The sequence below is a fragment of the Gemmobacter fulvus genome, from assembly GCF_018798885.1.
In the GTDB taxonomy this organism is placed as follows: domain Bacteria; phylum Pseudomonadota; class Alphaproteobacteria; order Rhodobacterales; family Rhodobacteraceae; genus Gemmobacter; species Gemmobacter fulvus.
Genome location: NZ_CP076361.1, coordinates 1307556 through 1321992, shown reverse-complemented (window position 1 = coordinate 1321992; position 14437 = coordinate 1307556). Strand labels below are relative to the sequence as shown.

The 14437-nt window shown below is 64.0% G+C and carries 21 protein-coding genes; 18 read left to right on the top strand and 3 right to left on the bottom strand.

Features of this window, described 5'->3' with window-relative positions:
• Positions 1–135: 135 nt before the first annotated feature.
• The 12 genes from ffh to KM031_RS06460 all read left to right on the top strand — a co-directional run bounded on the left by ffh (position 136) and on the right by KM031_RS06460 (position 8453).
• Positions 136–1641, top strand: a complete 1506-nt coding sequence (ffh, locus tag KM031_RS06515) for a signal recognition particle protein (protein ID WP_215503720.1) — start codon at positions 136–138, stop codon at positions 1639–1641.
• Between the two features lie 29 nt (positions 1642–1670).
• Positions 1671–2252: a GNAT family N-acetyltransferase gene (locus KM031_RS06510; RefSeq protein ID WP_246566797.1), complete on the top strand. Its 582-nt coding sequence runs from the start codon at positions 1671–1673 to the stop codon at positions 2250–2252.
• A complete protein-coding gene (locus KM031_RS06505; protein ID WP_215503719.1) occupies positions 2249–2545 on the top strand; it encodes a chorismate mutase in 297 nt (98 codons plus the stop codon). Before KM031_RS06510 ends, KM031_RS06505 begins: the two co-directional genes overlap by 4 nt.
• A 59-nt stretch (positions 2546–2604) precedes the next feature.
• Positions 2605–2958: a 30S ribosomal protein S16 gene (gene rpsP / locus KM031_RS06500; RefSeq protein WP_215503718.1), complete on the top strand. Its 354-nt coding sequence runs from the start codon at positions 2605–2607 to the stop codon at positions 2956–2958.
• Positions 2959–2971: 13 nt separating this feature from the next.
• Positions 2972–3604, top strand: a complete 633-nt coding sequence (gene bluB, locus KM031_RS06495) for a 5,6-dimethylbenzimidazole synthase (protein WP_215503717.1) — start codon at positions 2972–2974, stop codon at positions 3602–3604.
• Entirely contained in the window at positions 3604–4107 is a 504-nt protein-coding gene (gene rimM, locus KM031_RS06490) for a ribosome maturation factor RimM (protein ID WP_215503716.1), read from the top strand. The genes bluB and rimM overlap by 1 nt, the downstream gene beginning before the upstream one ends.
• Positions 4108–4169: 62 nt before the next feature.
• On the top strand, positions 4170–5108 hold the full coding sequence (locus KM031_RS06485; protein ID WP_215503715.1) for a hypothetical protein: 939 nt from the start codon (positions 4170–4172) through the stop codon (positions 5106–5108).
• Positions 5086–5931 (top strand): sulfotransferase, encoded by an 846-nt coding sequence (locus KM031_RS06480; protein ID WP_215503714.1) that lies wholly within the window; start codon positions 5086–5088, stop codon positions 5929–5931. The genes KM031_RS06485 and KM031_RS06480 overlap by 23 nt, the downstream gene beginning before the upstream one ends.
• Before the next feature lie 8 nt (positions 5932–5939).
• Positions 5940–6803: a tRNA (guanosine(37)-N1)-methyltransferase TrmD gene (gene trmD, locus KM031_RS06475; RefSeq protein WP_215503713.1), complete on the top strand. Its 864-nt coding sequence runs from the start codon at positions 5940–5942 to the stop codon at positions 6801–6803.
• Between the two features lie 49 nt (positions 6804–6852).
• Positions 6853–7227 carry a 50S ribosomal protein L19 gene (rplS, locus tag KM031_RS06470; RefSeq protein ID WP_215503712.1) on the top strand — a complete coding sequence of 125 codons (375 nt, stop codon included), beginning with the start codon at positions 6853–6855 and terminating at the stop codon, positions 7225–7227.
• 11 nt (positions 7228–7238) lie between these two features.
• Positions 7239–7460, top strand: a complete 222-nt coding sequence (gene rpmE / locus KM031_RS06465; protein ID WP_215503711.1) for a 50S ribosomal protein L31 — start codon at positions 7239–7241, stop codon at positions 7458–7460.
• Positions 7461–7643: 183 nt separating this feature from the next.
• The gene (locus KM031_RS06460) at positions 7644–8453 is read left to right on the top strand and encodes a division plane positioning ATPase MipZ (protein WP_215503710.1); all 810 of its coding nucleotides are present in this window, start codon (positions 7644–7646) and stop codon (positions 8451–8453) included.
• On the opposite strand, the gene KM031_RS06455 is transcribed toward KM031_RS06460, so the two are convergent.
• Complete coding sequence (locus KM031_RS06455; protein ID WP_215503709.1) at positions 8422–8589, bottom strand: hypothetical protein; 168 nt, start codon at positions 8587–8589, stop codon at positions 8422–8424. The two genes, KM031_RS06460 and KM031_RS06455, sit on opposite strands and share 32 nt — an antisense overlap.
• A gap of 186 nt (positions 8590–8775) precedes the next feature.
• On the opposite strand from KM031_RS06455, the gene KM031_RS06450 reads away from it, so the two are divergent.
• Positions 8776–10284: a malonate--CoA ligase gene (locus KM031_RS06450; protein ID WP_215503708.1), complete on the top strand. Its 1509-nt coding sequence runs from the start codon at positions 8776–8778 to the stop codon at positions 10282–10284.
• Between the two features lie 20 nt (positions 10285–10304).
• Here the strand turns inward: KM031_RS06450 and KM031_RS06445 are convergent, their stop codons facing one another.
• Positions 10305–10682 carry an ArsR/SmtB family transcription factor gene (locus tag KM031_RS06445; protein ID WP_215503707.1) on the bottom strand — a complete coding sequence of 126 codons (378 nt, stop codon included), beginning with the start codon at positions 10680–10682 and terminating at the stop codon, positions 10305–10307.
• A 227-nt stretch (positions 10683–10909) separates the two neighbouring features.
• On the opposite strand from KM031_RS06445, the gene KM031_RS06440 reads away from it, so the two are divergent.
• The 5 genes from KM031_RS06440 to KM031_RS06420 all read left to right on the top strand — a co-directional run bounded on the left by KM031_RS06440 (position 10910) and on the right by KM031_RS06420 (position 13521).
• Positions 10910–11260 (top strand): AtpZ/AtpI family protein, encoded by a 351-nt coding sequence (locus KM031_RS06440; protein WP_215503706.1) that lies wholly within the window; start codon positions 10910–10912, stop codon positions 11258–11260.
• Positions 11257–12048 carry a F0F1 ATP synthase subunit A gene (locus KM031_RS06435; protein WP_246566796.1) on the top strand — a complete coding sequence of 264 codons (792 nt, stop codon included), beginning with the start codon at positions 11257–11259 and terminating at the stop codon, positions 12046–12048. The genes KM031_RS06440 and KM031_RS06435 overlap by 4 nt, the downstream gene beginning before the upstream one ends.
• A gap of 47 nt (positions 12049–12095) precedes the next feature.
• Entirely contained in the window at positions 12096–12341 is a 246-nt protein-coding gene (locus KM031_RS06430; RefSeq protein WP_091296151.1) for a F0F1 ATP synthase subunit C, read from the top strand.
• A 78-nt stretch (positions 12342–12419) separates the two neighbouring features.
• On the top strand, positions 12420–12959 hold the full coding sequence (locus tag KM031_RS06425) for a F0F1 ATP synthase subunit B' (protein WP_215503704.1): 540 nt from the start codon (positions 12420–12422) through the stop codon (positions 12957–12959).
• A 4-nt stretch (positions 12960–12963) separates the two neighbouring features.
• Positions 12964–13521, top strand: a complete 558-nt coding sequence (locus KM031_RS06420) for a F0F1 ATP synthase subunit B (RefSeq protein ID WP_215503703.1) — start codon at positions 12964–12966, stop codon at positions 13519–13521.
• 59 nt (positions 13522–13580) lie between these two features.
• On the opposite strand, the gene KM031_RS06415 is transcribed toward KM031_RS06420, so the two are convergent.
• Positions 13581–14348 carry an FCD domain-containing protein gene (locus KM031_RS06415; RefSeq protein ID WP_215503702.1) on the bottom strand — a complete coding sequence of 256 codons (768 nt, stop codon included), beginning with the start codon at positions 14346–14348 and terminating at the stop codon, positions 13581–13583.
• Positions 14349–14437: the final 89 nt, after the last annotated feature.

The following is a 14437-nucleotide window of genomic DNA, read 5'->3' as shown; positions in this document are numbered from 1 at the left end:
AAGGGAATTCCCCGGAGGCTGTCGCTTCCGGTCCCATTGCTTTTGCAGGGATCGCCATCCGTCAGCGCGTTGCGCCCACGGGTGCCGCCTTGCTTTGCCGAACCCGGCCCGCTGTGGCCACGCAGGAGAAGACGCATGTTCGAGTCCCTCTCAGAACGCCTTGGCAGCGTCTTTGATCGCCTGACCAAGCAAGGCGCGCTGACCGAGGCTGATGTCGACACTGCACTGCGCGAAGTGCGCGTGGCCCTGCTGGAGGCCGATGTCTCGCTGGCTGTGGCGCGCGATTTTGTCAAGGCGGTCAAGGGCAAGGCCACCGGGCAGGCGGTGACCAAATCGGTGACGCCGGGCCAGCAAGTGGTCAAGATCGTCCATGACGAACTGGTGCGCACGCTGGCCGGGGACGGCCCCGCCGATGCGCTGAAAATCGACAATCCGCCCGCGACCATCCTGATGGTGGGTTTGCAAGGGTCGGGCAAGACGACGACCACCGCCAAGCTGGCCAAGCGGCTGAAGGAAAAAAGCGGCAAGCGCGTGCTGCTCGCCTCGCTAGATACCAACCGCCCTGCCGCCATGGAGCAGCTGGCGATTCTGGCCGGGCAGATCGGCGTGGACAGCCTGCCGATCGTCAAGGGTGAGACGGCGGTGCAGATCGCCAAACGCGCCAAGACGCAGGCGGCGATGGGCGGCTATGACGTGGTGTTCCTTGACACTGCCGGCCGCCTGCACATCGACGAAGTGCTGATGGATGAAGTCCAGTCGGTGCGCGACATCGCACAGCCGCGCGAAACGCTGCTGGTTGTCGATGGCCTGACCGGGCAGGACGCGGTGAATGTCGCGACCGAATTCGATGGCAAGGTGGGCATCACCGGCGTCGTGCTGACGCGGATGGATGGCGACGGGCGCGGCGGGGCCGCCCTGTCGATGCGCGCCGTCACCGGCAAGCCGATCCGCTTTGTCGGCCTTGGCGAAAAGATGGATGCGCTGGAAACCTTTGAACCGGATCGCGTTGCGGGCCGGATTCTGGGCATGGGCGACATCGTGGCGCTGGTCGAAAAGGCGCGCGAGACCTTCGAGGCCGAGCAGGCCGAACGTATGGCGCGCCGCTTTGCCAAGGGCCTGTTCAACATGAACGACCTGCGCAGCCAGTTGGAGCAGATGCTCAAGATGGGCGGGATGCAAGGCGTGATGGGCATGTTGCCGGGCATGGGCAAGATGGCCAAGGCCGCCGAAGATGCGGGCTTTGACGACAAGATGCTGCGCCGCCAGATCGCGCTGATTCAGGCGATGACCAAGAAAGAGCGCGCCAACCCGGACATGCTGCAAGCCAGCCGCAAGAAGCGTATTGCCGCCGGGGCCGGTCTGGATGTGGCCGAGCTGAACCGTCTGCTGAAACAGCACAAGCAGATGGCCGACATGATGAAGAAAATGGGCAAGGGCGGCATGATGAAACAAGCCGTCAAGGCCATGATGGGCAAGGGCGGCATGCCCGACCTGAAGAACATGGACCCGGCGCAGTTGGAAGAGGCCGCCAAGGCGATGAAATCGGGCATGGGCGGAATGGGTGGCATGGGCATGGGCGGCGGTTTGCCGCGCGGCATGAGCCTGCCGTCGGGCCTGTCGGGGCTGATGAAAAAGAAATGACGCTGCCAGGTGCAAACAGGGATCCGGGTATGGTTGACCGGCCTGTCCCGCGCGGGCAGGCGGCGGGCGGTGGCATGGCCATCGCGCTGACCCCGACCCCGGTGCTGGAAACCGAACGGCTGATCCTGCGCGCGCCGCAGCGGGGCGACATGCCCTATTGGGAAGCCTGCGCCATGTCCGACCGTGCCCGCTATATCGGCGGGCCGCTGGATGCGCAGCAGGCCTGGCGCAGCCTGTGCCATCTGACCGGCCATTGGGTGCATCGCGGCTATGGGATGTTCATCTGGCACCTGAAAACCGATCCGACGCCGCTGGGCATGACCGGCCCGTGGTTTCCCGAAACCTGGCCCGAGCAGGAAATCGGCTGGACCGTCTGGTCTGCGGCGGCGGAAGGCAAGGGCTATGCACATGAGGCGGCCATTGCCACGCGCCGCTTTGCCTATGACACGCTCGGCTGGCAGACCGCGGTGAGTTATATCCACCCCGACAACGCCCGGTCCATCGCGCTGGCCACCCGTCTGGGCGCGCAGCTTGATACCGACGCCACCCCCATGGGCACCGAGCCCTGCCTTGTCTATCGCCACCCGGCCCCTTCGGAGATTGCCGCATGACTGATGCCATCGCCCGCGCGTCCGAAGTGTTGAAAGAACACCGCGAGTCGATCGACCGTCTGGATGCGATCCTCGTCTATACATTGGCCGAACGCTTCAAGCACACCAAGGCGGTGGGCAGGCTCAAGGCTGAACACGACCTTCCGCCCTCGGATCCGGCCCGCGAAGCGCGCCAGATCGAGCGGCTGGAGTGGCTTTCGACAGAGGCCGATTTGGACCCTGAATTTGCCAAGAAATTCCTGACCTTCATCATCTCCGAAGTCATCAGGCATCACGAGAAAATGCAGAAATAACCGAAAACAAGGCTGCACATCACGTCGCACCCTTTCTACAAAACCAAGGAGACTACCCCATGTCGATGAAAATCCGTCTTGCCCGCGGCGGCTCCAAGAAGCGCCCGCACTATGCCATCGTGGCAACCGACTCGCGTATGCCGCGCGATGGCCGCTTCCTGGAAAAGCTGGGCACCTATAACCCGCTGCTGGCCAAGGACAACGAAGAGCGCGTGAAGATGAACATCGAGCGCGTGAAATACTGGCTGTCGCAAGGCGCACAGCCGACCGACCGTCTGGCACGTATGCTGGAAGCGGCTGGCGTTGTGGAAAAGACCGTGCGCAACAACCCGAAAGCGGCTGTGCCGGGCAAAGCCATGGCAGAGCGCGCCGCCAAGAAAGCCGCCCGCGCTGCCGCCCCGGCGGAAGAGTGATCCGGCGGCTGCCATGCAAGGCAGCTATGGCCCTGAATTCAGGGCGGAACTCTGGGATCTGATGCGGTGGCGGCGCGATGTGCGCCGCTTCCGCACCACCCCTGTCGAGGCAGCGGTTCTGAACCGCTGCCTTTTGGCATTTTCGCTGTCCCCTTCTGTCGGCCTGTCTGAACCCTGGCGCCTGATCCGGGTGGAGAGTGCTGACGCCCGCGCGGCGGCAATCCGCAATTTCGAGGTGGCGAATGCGCAGGCGCTGGGCCGCTATGCCGATGAAAAGGCTCAGCTTTACGCCAATCTCAAACTGTCGGGCATGCGTGAGGCACCGATCCATCTGGCGGTGTTCTGCGACGAGGAAACGCCCAAGGGGGCTGGCCTCGGGGCGGCCACCATGGCCGAAACCCGCGCCTATTCGGTGGTGGGGGCGATCACGCAATTCTGGCTGGCGGCGCGGGCCGAAGGCCTTGGTCTGGGCTGGGTGTCGATCCTGGATCCGGTGCAGCTCTGCCGCGATCTGGACGTGCCACACACATGGCGTCTGATCGGTTATCTGTGTATCGGCTGGCCGGAAGAAAGTTGCGACACCCCCGAACTGGAGCGCGCCGGTTGGGAAACCCGCGCGCCCGCGCTAATCATGGAGAGCCGCTGATGACTGACCGTATCTGTGTAGGCGCGATTGCCGGATCCTTCGGGGTGCGGGGCGAAGTGCGGCTGAAAAGCTTTTGTGCCGAACCCTCCGCCATTGCCGATTACGGCCCGCTGTTCACCGAGGATGGCGCGCGCAGCTTCAAGGTGAAGCTGACGCGCCCGGTTGCGGGTGGTCTGGGCGCGCGCATCACCGGGGTCGAGACGAAAGAAGAGGCCGACGCGCTGAAGGGCGTGAACCTCTATGTCGACAAGGACAAGCTGCCGAAACTGCCGGATGACGAATATTACCACGCCGATCTGATCGGGCTGGAGGTGCGCGACACCGGCGGCGCGGTGCTGGGCCGGGTGAGTGCGGTGCATAACCACGGTGCCGGCGACATTCTGGAAATCGCGGGCGCGGGGCTGCAAGCGCCGGTGCTGCTGCCCTTTACGCTGGCGCTGGTGCCGACCGTCGATCTGGCAAGCGGGCGCGTGATTGTTGATCTGCCCGAAGGGCTGGAATAACGTCAGGTAAAGCAGCGGGCAGATCTGGCAAGAATGGCAAAGGCCGTAGCAGGGGGCAAGACATGACCTACCGGGTCAGGGTGCTGCAAGGGGCGGCGGCCCTGTTGTATCTCGGCCCCTTGCTGGCGGGGCTGGCCGGGTTTGGCTGGTCGGTCGTGCCGGTTTTTGCGGCGATCTTCCTGCTGTGGCTGGTGATCCTGCGGCCACAGGAATGGCCCACCACCGTCGCAGACTGGCAGCGCCCCGAGGCTTTCGTCGGCCTTGCCGCGCGCGGGGCGGTGCAATTGTTGCTGGTGACGATCTGTTTCGGCATCGGCTGGGGCATCGGCGGGGTGACGGGGGTGCATCCGGTGATGTCGGTGCTGCTGCCGATCGGTCTGTCGTTTCTGGCCATCCCGCTGGGCCGGTTGGTATGGGATCCGATGAAGGCGCAAGAGATGGAAAGCTTTCTGGATGATGCCTTGCTGCGTCTTCAGGGCACCGCAGATGCGATTTCCGCCCATACGCCTGCCCAAAGGGCCGCGCAAAGACAACTGGCCGACCGGCTGATCCAGCCCATCGCCGATCTGTCCGACGTGGTGCCGGTTTCGGAACTGGAGGCACATCTGCGCGCGCTGGCCCCGCATGTGCCGCATATCCTGTTGCTGGAGGCGCTGCACGACCGGGCGCAACAGCTGCCGCAGCCCCGCAGCGTTGCGCGGGCCTATGTTCTGCATGCCACATCGCCAGTGGTGGCCGAGCAGTGTCAGGGCCATGCCGCCCCGGTCAAGGCGCTGAAACTGGCGACGGGCGATGCCGAGTTACTGGAACTGTTTGCGCGCCGCTGTGCCGCGCTGCTGCAAGAGGATATCGACGCCTGGGGCGATTGTCCCAACAATGCTGCCCTGGACGCGGCCCAGGTGGGCACATCCGGCGCGGCGGCGCGGGCGCTGGCCGATCTGATGGCGCTGAACCTGCGCCTTGCGCCGCTGAATGGCGATGGCAGCGGTGACGCGCTGTAACGCGCCGCGCCTTGTGATCCATGCCGGTTTTCACAAAACCGGAACCACCAGTATTCAGGCCGCCTTGCAGGCGCATGCGTCGCAACTCTCCGCCCATATGGCGGTGCAGGTGCTGGCAGGCGGCCCGTCCGCGCTGCGCGATGCGGCACAGGCGGCACGGCAGTATTCGGCGCGACCGGGCGGCGTGACCCTTCGCCGCCTGCGCCTGATGCTCCGGCTCTGGGCCGAGGGGCTGGCGCTGGACCCGGGGCAGGGGCTGCTGCTGTCGTCCGAGGATTTCGCGGGGCATATGCCGGGCAATCGCGGCGTGCAGAGCTATGCCGCCGCCCCTGCCATTGCCGCCACCCTGGCCGAGGCGCTGCGGCAGCGCTTTCCGGCGGCTGAGGTGCGCTTTGTCTGCACCACGCGCGCGCCTGCGCCGTGGTTGCGCTCGGTGCATTGGCAACTGGCAAAACACCATCACATGACGCTGGATGCTGCAGAATTTGCCCGGCTCTATGCCCCCGCCGCGCGGATGGCGCCGGTGCTGACCGCATTGCGGCAGGCAACCGATGCGCCGCTGCATATCGCACCGCTGGAGGCGCAGGCGCGCTGTCGGCTGGGGCCGGTTGCGGCGCTTTATGATGCCGCAGGCCTGCCGCCGCAGCTGTGCGCGGCACTGCCCGTGCTGGCCGCCGCCAATACAGCACCGCCCGGTGATCTGGCGCAGGCCTTCGTTGCGCTGAACCGGCAGGACATGCCACCCGAGGCGCGGCAGGCGGCGAAGGCGGCATTGCTGCATCCGGCGCGGAATCCGGTTTGCCTGCCGCCTGCGCCGCGTTAAAAGGCCGAATGACCGAAACACCCGTTCCCCCCGCACCGCCAGAGCCGCCTGCCCCGCTCAAGAGCCATGGTCGGCTGACCATTTCCGCCTCGCTCAAGCCGCGCGACCTGATGGAGCCGCAGCGGGTGAAGGGGGCGTGGCTTGCCAAGATCATCACCCTGTTCCCGGAGGCCTTCCCCGGCACGCTGGGTCTGTCATTGACGGGCAAGGCGCTGAACCTGGGCCTGTGGGGGCTGGAGACGATTGACCTGCGTCCCTTTGGCGAGGGGCGGCACAAGAATGTCGATGACAACCCGGCAGGCGGCGGCGCGGGCATGGTGCTGCGCGCCGATGTGGTGGCCCGCGCGCTGGATCAGGCCGCGATTGGCACGCCGCCGGATCGCCGCCGCTGGCCGGTGGTGTTCCTGTCGCCGCGCGGAAAACCTTTCACGCAGGCCAAGGCGCAGGAATGGGCCGATGCCGATGGCCTGACCCTGCTGTGTGGCCGGTTTGAAGGCGTGGATCAGCGGGTGATCGACGCCTATGGCATCGAAGAAGTGTCTTTGGGCGATTTCGTCTTGACCGGAGGCGAGATTGCGGCACAGGCCTTGATTGATGCAACCGTGCGGCTTATACCCCGCGTGCTTGGGAATCACGCGTCCACCGAGGAAGAGTCTTTCTCGGCGGGACTTCTTGAATTTCCGCAATACACGAGACCTACCGACTGGCAGGGCCATGCCATCCCGGACGTGCTTCTGTCCGGGCATCATGGCAAGATTGCTGACTGGCGGCAGAGAATGGCCGAAAGGCTGACCAAGGAACGCAGGCCTGACCTCTGGCGGGCTTACTGTGCGAAAGCCGGTAGGGACCCGATGGAAGACCAAGAGCTATAGGGCGGCATCATCTTTGCGGAAAAAACCGCAAGCACAGAAAGGATTTGCGATGAATCTGATCGCACAAATCGAGGCGGAACAAATCGCCGCCCTCGGCAAGACCATCCCGGATTTCAAAGCTGGCGACACCGTGCGCGTCGGCTATAAAGTGACCGAAGGCACCCGTTCGCGCGTGCAGAACTATGAAGGCGTCGTGATCGGCCGCAAGGGCGGCGCGACCATCTCGGCATCGTTCACCGTGCGCAAGATCTCCTTCGGCGAGGGCGTCGAGCGCGTCTTCCCGCTCTATTCGACCAACATCGATTCGATCGAAGTGGTCCGTCGTGGCCGTGTGCGTCGCGCGAAACTCTACTACCTCCGTGCGCGTCGCGGCAAATCCGCGCGGATCGCGGAAGTTGTGAATTACAAAGAAAAAGCTGAGTAAGGAGCGGCGACATGAAACAGGGCATTCACCCCGACTACCACATGATCGACGTCAAGATGACGGACGGCACTGTGTTCCAGACCCGCTCCACCTGGGGCAAAGAAGGCGACCAGATGGCGCTGGACATCGACCCGCTGGCGCACCCGGCCTGGACTGGCGGCAACGCCAAGCTGATGGACACCGGCGGCCGCGTGTCGAAGTTCAAGAACAAATACGCCGGCCTGGGTTTCTGATCCAACCTGCCGATTGTTACCAGAATGCCTCGGGAAACCGGGGCATTTTGCATTTGGGGCGGGGCAGTTCGCTGGCGAAAGGCGCTGCGATGCGGCAAGTCTGCCGCTGCGCGCGTTCCCGCTTCCCTCTCGGCGTGCCGCCGCTTATGAAGGCGGCCTAACGGCAAGGCGGGGACGGGTTTCATGGCGCATATCATCGTTGTCGGCAACGAAAAGGGCGGGTCGGGCAAATCCACCACCTGTATGCATGTGGGCACGGCCCTGGCGCGCATGGGGTTCCGGGTCGGCGCGCTGGACCTCGATCTGCGCCAGCGCAGCTTTGGTCGTTATATCGAGAATCGTCGGGCCTGGATGGCCCGCGCCGAAAAGGATCTGCCGACCCCGGATTACCGCGAATTGCCCGAGGTGGATGCGGCAACGCTGGCCCCGGGCGAGAATGCGTTTGACCATCGCCTGTCGGTGGCCGTTTCGGCGCTGGAGCCGATCAGCGATTTCATCGTGATCGACTGCCCCGGATCGCATACCCGGCTGAGCCAGGTGGCGCATAGCCTGGCCGACACGCTGATCACGCCGCTGAATGACAGTTTCGTCGATTTTGACCTGCTCGCCCGGATCGACCCGGAAACCAGCAAGGTCAAAGGCCCGTCGATCTATTCCGAAATGGTGTGGAACGCCCGGCAGTTGCGGGCACAGGCCGGGCTGAAGCCGATTGACTGGATCGTGCTGCGCAACCGTCTTGGCGCGCAGCAGATGCACAACAAGAAAAAGGTCGGGGCGGCGCTGGAAGATCTGTCCAAGCGGATCGGCTTCCGGGTGGCGCCCGGCTTTACCGAGCGCGTGATTTTCCGGGAATTGTTTCCGCGCGGCCTGACCCTGCTGGATCTGAAGGATACCGGTGTGGATCAGCTCAATCTGTCCAATATCGCCGCGCGGCAGGAAGTGCGGGATCTGATGGCAGAGCTCAGACTGCCGAATGTTGCCGTGAACTTCTGAACGGCGTCGCCTTCGGCTTGTGCCGCTGGCGGCCCTGCATCTTGCGCAGGCGGATGGCGAAAACGTCATCCTCCACCATGACCTCGGCTGCGACGGGCTTGCGGAAACGGTCGAACAGGCGGGAAACGAAACGCATGGTGGTTCTCCTCTCTGGGTAGAGTGACCTTGGCGGTGAAGCACGGCGAAAATGTGGCGCCTGCACGGTTCGCAGGTGCCGTTGGTCCAAACGCGCGAAACGCCGCGTTTCCGCAGCGGAAACGCCGGGCTTGAGCCGATGGGGCCGCCATGGCAGGAAGGGCGAAAGTTCCAAGGACGCCGTGCCATGCCCAATACCTTGTTTGATGCGCTTTTTGCGCCGCTGCGCCACCGCGACAGCCCGTTCCTGATCCTGCCCGACGGGGCCACGATCAGCGGTGCGGATTTTCTTGCTATGGTCGCGCGGCAGGCCCATGCGCTGCGCGCGGCGGGGCTGGAACCGGGGGACCGGATTGCGGTGCAGATCGCAAAAAGCCCACAGGCATTGGCGGTTTATGGGGCGGCGGTGGCGCTGGGGGCGATTTTTCTGCCGCTGAACACCGCCTATACGGCGGAAGAGGTTGGTTATTTTCTTGGCAATGCCACGCCGAAGATCTTCCTGTGCGACAGCGCGAAACTGGCGGCGCTGGCTCCAGTGGCGGCGGTGCATGGCGCGCAGGTGATGACGCTGGACGCCGATGGCACCGGCAGTTTGACCACCGCCGCCGCAGGCCTGCCCGCAACGATCACGCCAGTGGATCGCGGGCCAGACGATCTGGCGGCGTTCCTTTATACCTCGGGCACCACGGGCCGGTCCAAGGGGGCGATGCTGACCCATGGCAACCTCTTGTCCAATGCCGAGGTGCTGGCCGATCTGTGGCGCTTTACGGCAGAGGATGTGCTGCTGCACGCCCTGCCGATCTTCCACACGCATGGATTGTTCGTCGCCTCCAATATCAGCCTGCTGACCGGCGGTGCGATGATCTTTCTGCCGGGCTTTGATGCGGCGACGGTGCTGCGGATGATGCCGCGCGCCACAGCCATGATGGGCGTGCCGACCTTTTACACCCGGCTGCTGGACAGTGCGGCGTTTACCCGAGATCTGACGGCGCATATGCGCCTGTTCGTGTCAGGCTCGGCCCCGCTGCTGGCGGAAACGCATCTGGCCTTCGAGGCGCGCTGCGGCCACCGGATTCTGGAACGCTATGGCATGACCGAAACCAATATGAACACCTCCAACCCCTATGACGGCGACCGGCGGGCAGGCACGGTGGGCTTTCCACTGCCGGGGGTGGAGCTGCGCATCATGGCCGACGGGCAGGAGGTTGCGCCGGGGGCGGTGGGCGTGATTGAGGTGCGCGGGCCGAATGTGTTCAAGGGCTATTGGCAGATGCCGGAGAAGACCCGCGAAGAGCTGCGCGCGGACGGCTGGTTCATCACTGGCGATCTGGGCTGCGTCGATGCGGATGGTTATGTGCAGATCGTCGGGCGGCAGAAGGATCTGGTGATTTCGGGCGGGTTCAATGTCTATCCGAAAGAGGTGGAGCTGCTGCTGGACGCGGTGCCGGGGGTGCTGGAAACTGCGGTGATCGGTGTGCCGCATCCCGATTTCGGCGAGGCGGTGTTTGCGGTTCTGGTGCCAAAGCCAGGGGCCACGCTGGAGGCCGAGGCCTGCCTTGCACAACTGCACGACCGGCTGGCGCGTTATAAACAGCCGAAGGCGGCGGCGATCCTGCCTGACCTGCCGCGCAATACCATGGGCAAGGTGCGAAAGAACCTGCTGCGCGAGCAGTTCAAGGGCTGGTTCGCGGTCTAACCGGGCAGGGGCCGCCGTCCTCAGGCCCCGCCGGGGCCCTCGTCCGGCGGCATTGCCATGGCGGGCGGCACCGGGGCCTCTGCCAGTTCGACCGCGAGAAAGCGTTCCAGCGCATCCAGATCGACCGGCTCGAACAGGCCAAAGCCCTGCATCCAGACCGAGGCGCCGCGCATGGCATCCGGCTCCAGTTTGCACCAGATCACCCGCCCGCGTTTCTCGCGGCTGATCAGCCCGGCTTCGGCCAGCACCGCCAGATGTTTGGAAATCGCCGCCAGCGACATCTGGAACGGCTCGGCCACATCGGTGACGGCCATGTCATCCTCCAGCAGCATTGCCAGGATCGCGCGGCGGGTCGGATCGGCCAAAGCGGCGAAGGTGATGCTGAGAGGATCTGGCATCGCCCATGTTTGGCGCAGGCGGGCAGGGGCGTCAATCGGATCATCAACTGATCGGTTGAATATGCCTCACGCGGGCGTGACAGCGCAAACAGCGGCGACGCCGGGATGGCTAATTTGAAAATCATTGCAATTACAGCGGGTTGTATGCTGGACTTCACCGCCCAAGCTCCTTGACTCAGACAGGCCCCCTGCGTAGGTTCCGCCCGACTGATCAGAAGGGCCAAACCATGGTGGATGAACCCGATCCAGAGCGGCTGCGCGCCCTTGACGCAAAGCTGGCGAAGGTGAAGGGGGCAGCAGCCAAACCCTCTGACGCAGGCAAGGATTTCTCGCAGGGCGAAATGGCCTGGCGGATGGTGATCGAGCTGGTGTCCGGCATGGTGCTGGGGCTGGCCATTGGCTACGGGCTGGACTGGTTGTTCGGCACGATGCCCATCTTCCTCCTGATCTTCGCCTTGCTGGGCTTCATCGCCGGGATCAAGACCATGATGGGCACCGCCCGCGACATGGCCGCGACACAGGCGAAGGCCCAAGGGGCACAGACGCAGGCGGAGAGATCCGCCGAAACCGAAGGATGAGAGACGTGGCAGCGGAAGCGGAAACCGGTTTTGCAATTCACCCGATGGACCAGTTCATCGTCTCGCGGTGGTTCTGCCACGATGACGCCGGAACGGCGATCAATGAATGTACTGCGGACATCAAGTGGTACGAGATCACCAACGTCACCGTCTGGATGGCGATCACGGTTCTGGCGATCATCGCGCTGATGGCCTTTGGCTCGCGCGGTCGTGCCATCATCCCGTCGCGGATCCAGTCGATCGGCGAGATGATCTATGGCTTCATCTACAAGATGGTCGAGGATGTGACCGGCCATGACGGGGTGAAATACTTCCCCTACGTGATGACGCTGTTCCTGTTCATCCTGTTTGCCAACCTGCTGGGCCTGATCCCGGGCAGCTTCACCACCACCAGCCATGTCGCCGTCACTGTGACGCTGGCGCTTCTGGTGTTCCTGGGTGTGACCATCCTGGGCCTTGTGAAAAACGGCATCGGCTTTCTGGGCATGTTCTGGGTATCGTCGGCACCGCTGGCCCTGCGCCCGGTTCTGGCCATCATCGAAGTGATTTCCTACTTCGTACGCCCGGTCAGCCACTCCATTCGTCTTGCGGGCAACCTGATGGCTGGCCACGCCGTGATGAAAGTGTTCGCGGGCTTCGCCTCCATGGCGGTGATCTCGCCGGTGGCCGTGGGTGCCGTAACCGCAATCTATGGGCTGGAGCTGCTGGTGGCAGTGGTTCAGGCCTATGTCTTCACCATTCTGACCTGCGTCTACCTGAAAGACGCGGTGGGCGGCGCCCACCACTAAGGTCCTAACCCTAACCAACCTTATCGCTATTCCAAAGGAGACGAACTATGGAAGCTGAAGTCGCACAACTCGCGCTCATGGGCAAATACATCGGCGCTGGCCTCGCAGCCATCGGCCTCGGCGGCGCTGGTATCGGCGTGGGCAACATCGCTGGCAATTTCCTTGCCGGTGCCCTGCGCAACCCGTCGGCCGCTGCATCGCAGACCGCCAACCTCTTCGTCGGCATCGCATTTGCCGAAGCTCTGGGCATCTTCTCGTTCCTGATCGCCCTGCTGCTGATGTTCGCCGTCTGATCCTGACGCGCCTGACCTTCTCGGCCGGTGGGGCATAACGCCCCCCGGCCAAGTGTTTGACGGACGTGAGGAAACAACATGGCAACCGAAGCGCATGACGCGGCGGCAGGTGCGGCGGCCCACGGGTCTGCCGGTATGCCGCAGCTCGACATCTCGACATGGGCAAACCAGATCTTCTGGCTGCTTGTCGCGCTTGTCGTGATCTATTTCGTGCTGTCGCGCGTGGCGCTGCCCCGGATCGGGGCGGTTCTGGCCGAGCGCAGCGGCACCATCACCAACGACCTTGCGGCGGCTGAAGAGCTGAAGCAGAAGGCGGTCGAGGCTGAGAAAATCTATAACGACGCATTGACCCGTGCGCGTGCGGATGCGGCAAAGATCGTGGCGCAAGCCAAGGCCGAAATTCAGGCCGATCTGGACCGTGCCACCGCCAAGGCCGATGCCGAGATTGCAGCCAAAGTTGCCGAATCCGAAGGCCGTATCGGAGACATCCGTGCCGGCGCTCTGGACAGCGTAACCGAAGTTGCCCGCGATACGGCATATGAGCTTGTGGCCGCCCTGGGTGGCAAGGCCGATGCGTCGAGCGTAACCGAGGCGGTTTCCGCCCGGCTGAAAGGATAAGCCCATGCAGAAGCTGATCCTGATTGCCGCAGCCGTGATGGCAAGCCCGGCCTTTGCGGCCTCCGGCCCCTTCCTGTCGCTGCGCAACACGAACTTCATCGTGCTGCTGGCTTTCATCCTGTTTGTCGGCATCCTGCTTTATGCGAAGGTGCCTGCCAAGATCGCCGGTCTGCTGGATGCGCGTGCAGTCCAGATCAAGGCGGAACTGGAAGAAGCCCGCGCCCTGCGCGAAGAAGCGAAGTCGATCCTCGCATCCTACGAGCGCAAGCAAAAAGAGATGCTGGAGCAATCCGAGCGGATCGTTGTTGCTGCCAAGGAAGCGGCACAAGCCGCTGCCGTGCAGGCGAAGGAAGACCTGAAGGTCTCCATCGCGCGCCGTCTGGCCGCTGCGGAAGAGCGGATTGCCTCGGCTGAAGCCGGTGCCATTCGTGAAGTGCGCGAACGCGCCGTGGATGTTGCCATCGCCGCCGCAGCCGATGTGCTGTCGCGTCAGATGACGGCAGATGCGGCTGCGCATTCGATCGACGCCGCGATTGCACAGGTCGATGCCAAACTGCACTGAGCGGTTTGTTCGTGTGACATCAGAAAGCCCCCGGTGCGCCTGCGCCGGGGGCTTTTCTGTCAGCGGCGGCGCTCGTGTTCGATGCGCTGCCGGGCCACGGCCTCGTTCCGTTCGGCCTTGGCCTGTTCCGTCAGCGCCAGTTCGACATAATCGAGATGTGCGACGATGGCGGCGCGGGCGGCCTTGGGATCGCGCGCCTGAATCCCCGCATTGATCGCCCGGTGCTGATCCAGCAGCATGTCGCGGGTCATGCGGTTCTTGAACATCATCTGACGATTGTAGAACACGCCCTGCATCAGCAGTTCGAACATCGACCGCATCATGTGCAGCATCACCACATTATGGCTCGCCTCGATGATCGCCATGTGGAACTGCGCATCCAGCCCGGCCTCATCCGTGGGGTCGCGCTTCTGATGGGCGGCCTCCATCTTGGCGTAGATCGTGGCAATCACCTCCAGATCGGTGTCAGAGCCGAGCCGTGCGGCGCGGTCTGCCGCCAGCCCCTCAAGATCGCGGCGAAAATCCAGATAGTCGAACACCGCCTCGTCATGCGCCGCGAACAATTCGATCAGCGCCGGCGAAAAGGCCGATCCCAGCACATCCGCGATGAACACGCCCGATCCGGGGCGGCTGGTGACAAGGCCCTTTGCCTCCAGCCCCTCCAGCGCCTCACGCAGCGACGGGCGCGATACGCCCATCCGCTCGGCCAGTTCGCGTTCGGCCGGCAGGCGTTCGCCGGGGCGCAGGATGCCGCGCAGGATCAGCAGTTCGATCTGGCGGGCAACATTCTGCGACAGCTTTTCAGAGGTGACTTTTTCGAACGGCATGGGATCCTCGCCTGACTGGTCAGAAAATATGACCAACAGCGGCGCGGAGCAATGGCAAACCGCGCCATGAAAAAGGGCAGGCCAGACGG

What these genes read in the sequence shown, in the direction of transcription:
- KM031_RS06425 (WP_215503704.1), top strand. Translation starts at nt 12,420, where the DNA reads ATGGCAACCGAAGCGCATGACGCGGCGGCAGGTGCGGCGGCCCACGGG.
- KM031_RS06505 (WP_215503719.1), top strand. Translation starts at nt 2,249, where the DNA reads ATGACTGATGCCATCGCCCGCGCGTCCGAAGTGTTGAAAGAACACCGC.
- KM031_RS06445 (WP_215503707.1), bottom strand. Translation starts at nt 10,682, where the DNA reads ATGCCAGATCCTCTCAGCATCACCTTCGCCGCTTTGGCCGATCCGACC.
- KM031_RS06435 (WP_246566796.1), top strand. Translation starts at nt 11,257, where the DNA reads ATGAGAGACGTGGCAGCGGAAGCGGAAACCGGTTTTGCAATTCACCCG.
- trmD (WP_215503713.1), top strand. Translation starts at nt 5,940, where the DNA reads ATGACCGAAACACCCGTTCCCCCCGCACCGCCAGAGCCGCCTGCCCCG.
- KM031_RS06450 (WP_215503708.1), top strand. Translation starts at nt 8,776, where the DNA reads ATGCCCAATACCTTGTTTGATGCGCTTTTTGCGCCGCTGCGCCACCGC.
- KM031_RS06485 (WP_215503715.1), top strand. Translation starts at nt 4,170, where the DNA reads ATGACCTACCGGGTCAGGGTGCTGCAAGGGGCGGCGGCCCTGTTGTAT.
- KM031_RS06440 (WP_215503706.1), top strand. Translation starts at nt 10,910, where the DNA reads ATGGTGGATGAACCCGATCCAGAGCGGCTGCGCGCCCTTGACGCAAAG.
- KM031_RS06430 (WP_091296151.1), top strand. Translation starts at nt 12,096, where the DNA reads ATGGAAGCTGAAGTCGCACAACTCGCGCTCATGGGCAAATACATCGGC.
- KM031_RS06415 (WP_215503702.1), bottom strand. Translation starts at nt 14,348, where the DNA reads ATGCCGTTCGAAAAAGTCACCTCTGAAAAGCTGTCGCAGAATGTTGCC.
- rplS (WP_215503712.1), top strand. Translation starts at nt 6,853, where the DNA reads ATGAATCTGATCGCACAAATCGAGGCGGAACAAATCGCCGCCCTCGGC.
- KM031_RS06420 (WP_215503703.1), top strand. Translation starts at nt 12,964, where the DNA reads ATGCAGAAGCTGATCCTGATTGCCGCAGCCGTGATGGCAAGCCCGGCC.
- ffh (WP_215503720.1), top strand. Translation starts at nt 136, where the DNA reads ATGTTCGAGTCCCTCTCAGAACGCCTTGGCAGCGTCTTTGATCGCCTG.
- KM031_RS06460 (WP_215503710.1), top strand. Translation starts at nt 7,644, where the DNA reads ATGGCGCATATCATCGTTGTCGGCAACGAAAAGGGCGGGTCGGGCAAA.
- rimM (WP_215503716.1), top strand. Translation starts at nt 3,604, where the DNA reads ATGACTGACCGTATCTGTGTAGGCGCGATTGCCGGATCCTTCGGGGTG.
- KM031_RS06480 (WP_215503714.1), top strand. Translation starts at nt 5,086, where the DNA reads ATGGCAGCGGTGACGCGCTGTAACGCGCCGCGCCTTGTGATCCATGCC.
- rpsP (WP_215503718.1), top strand. Translation starts at nt 2,605, where the DNA reads ATGTCGATGAAAATCCGTCTTGCCCGCGGCGGCTCCAAGAAGCGCCCG.
- bluB (WP_215503717.1), top strand. Translation starts at nt 2,972, where the DNA reads ATGCAAGGCAGCTATGGCCCTGAATTCAGGGCGGAACTCTGGGATCTG.
- KM031_RS06455 (WP_215503709.1), bottom strand. Translation starts at nt 8,589, where the DNA reads ATGCGTTTCGTTTCCCGCCTGTTCGACCGTTTCCGCAAGCCCGTCGCA.
- rpmE (WP_215503711.1), top strand. Translation starts at nt 7,239, where the DNA reads ATGAAACAGGGCATTCACCCCGACTACCACATGATCGACGTCAAGATG.
- KM031_RS06510 (WP_246566797.1), top strand. Translation starts at nt 1,671, where the DNA reads ATGGTTGACCGGCCTGTCCCGCGCGGGCAGGCGGCGGGCGGTGGCATG.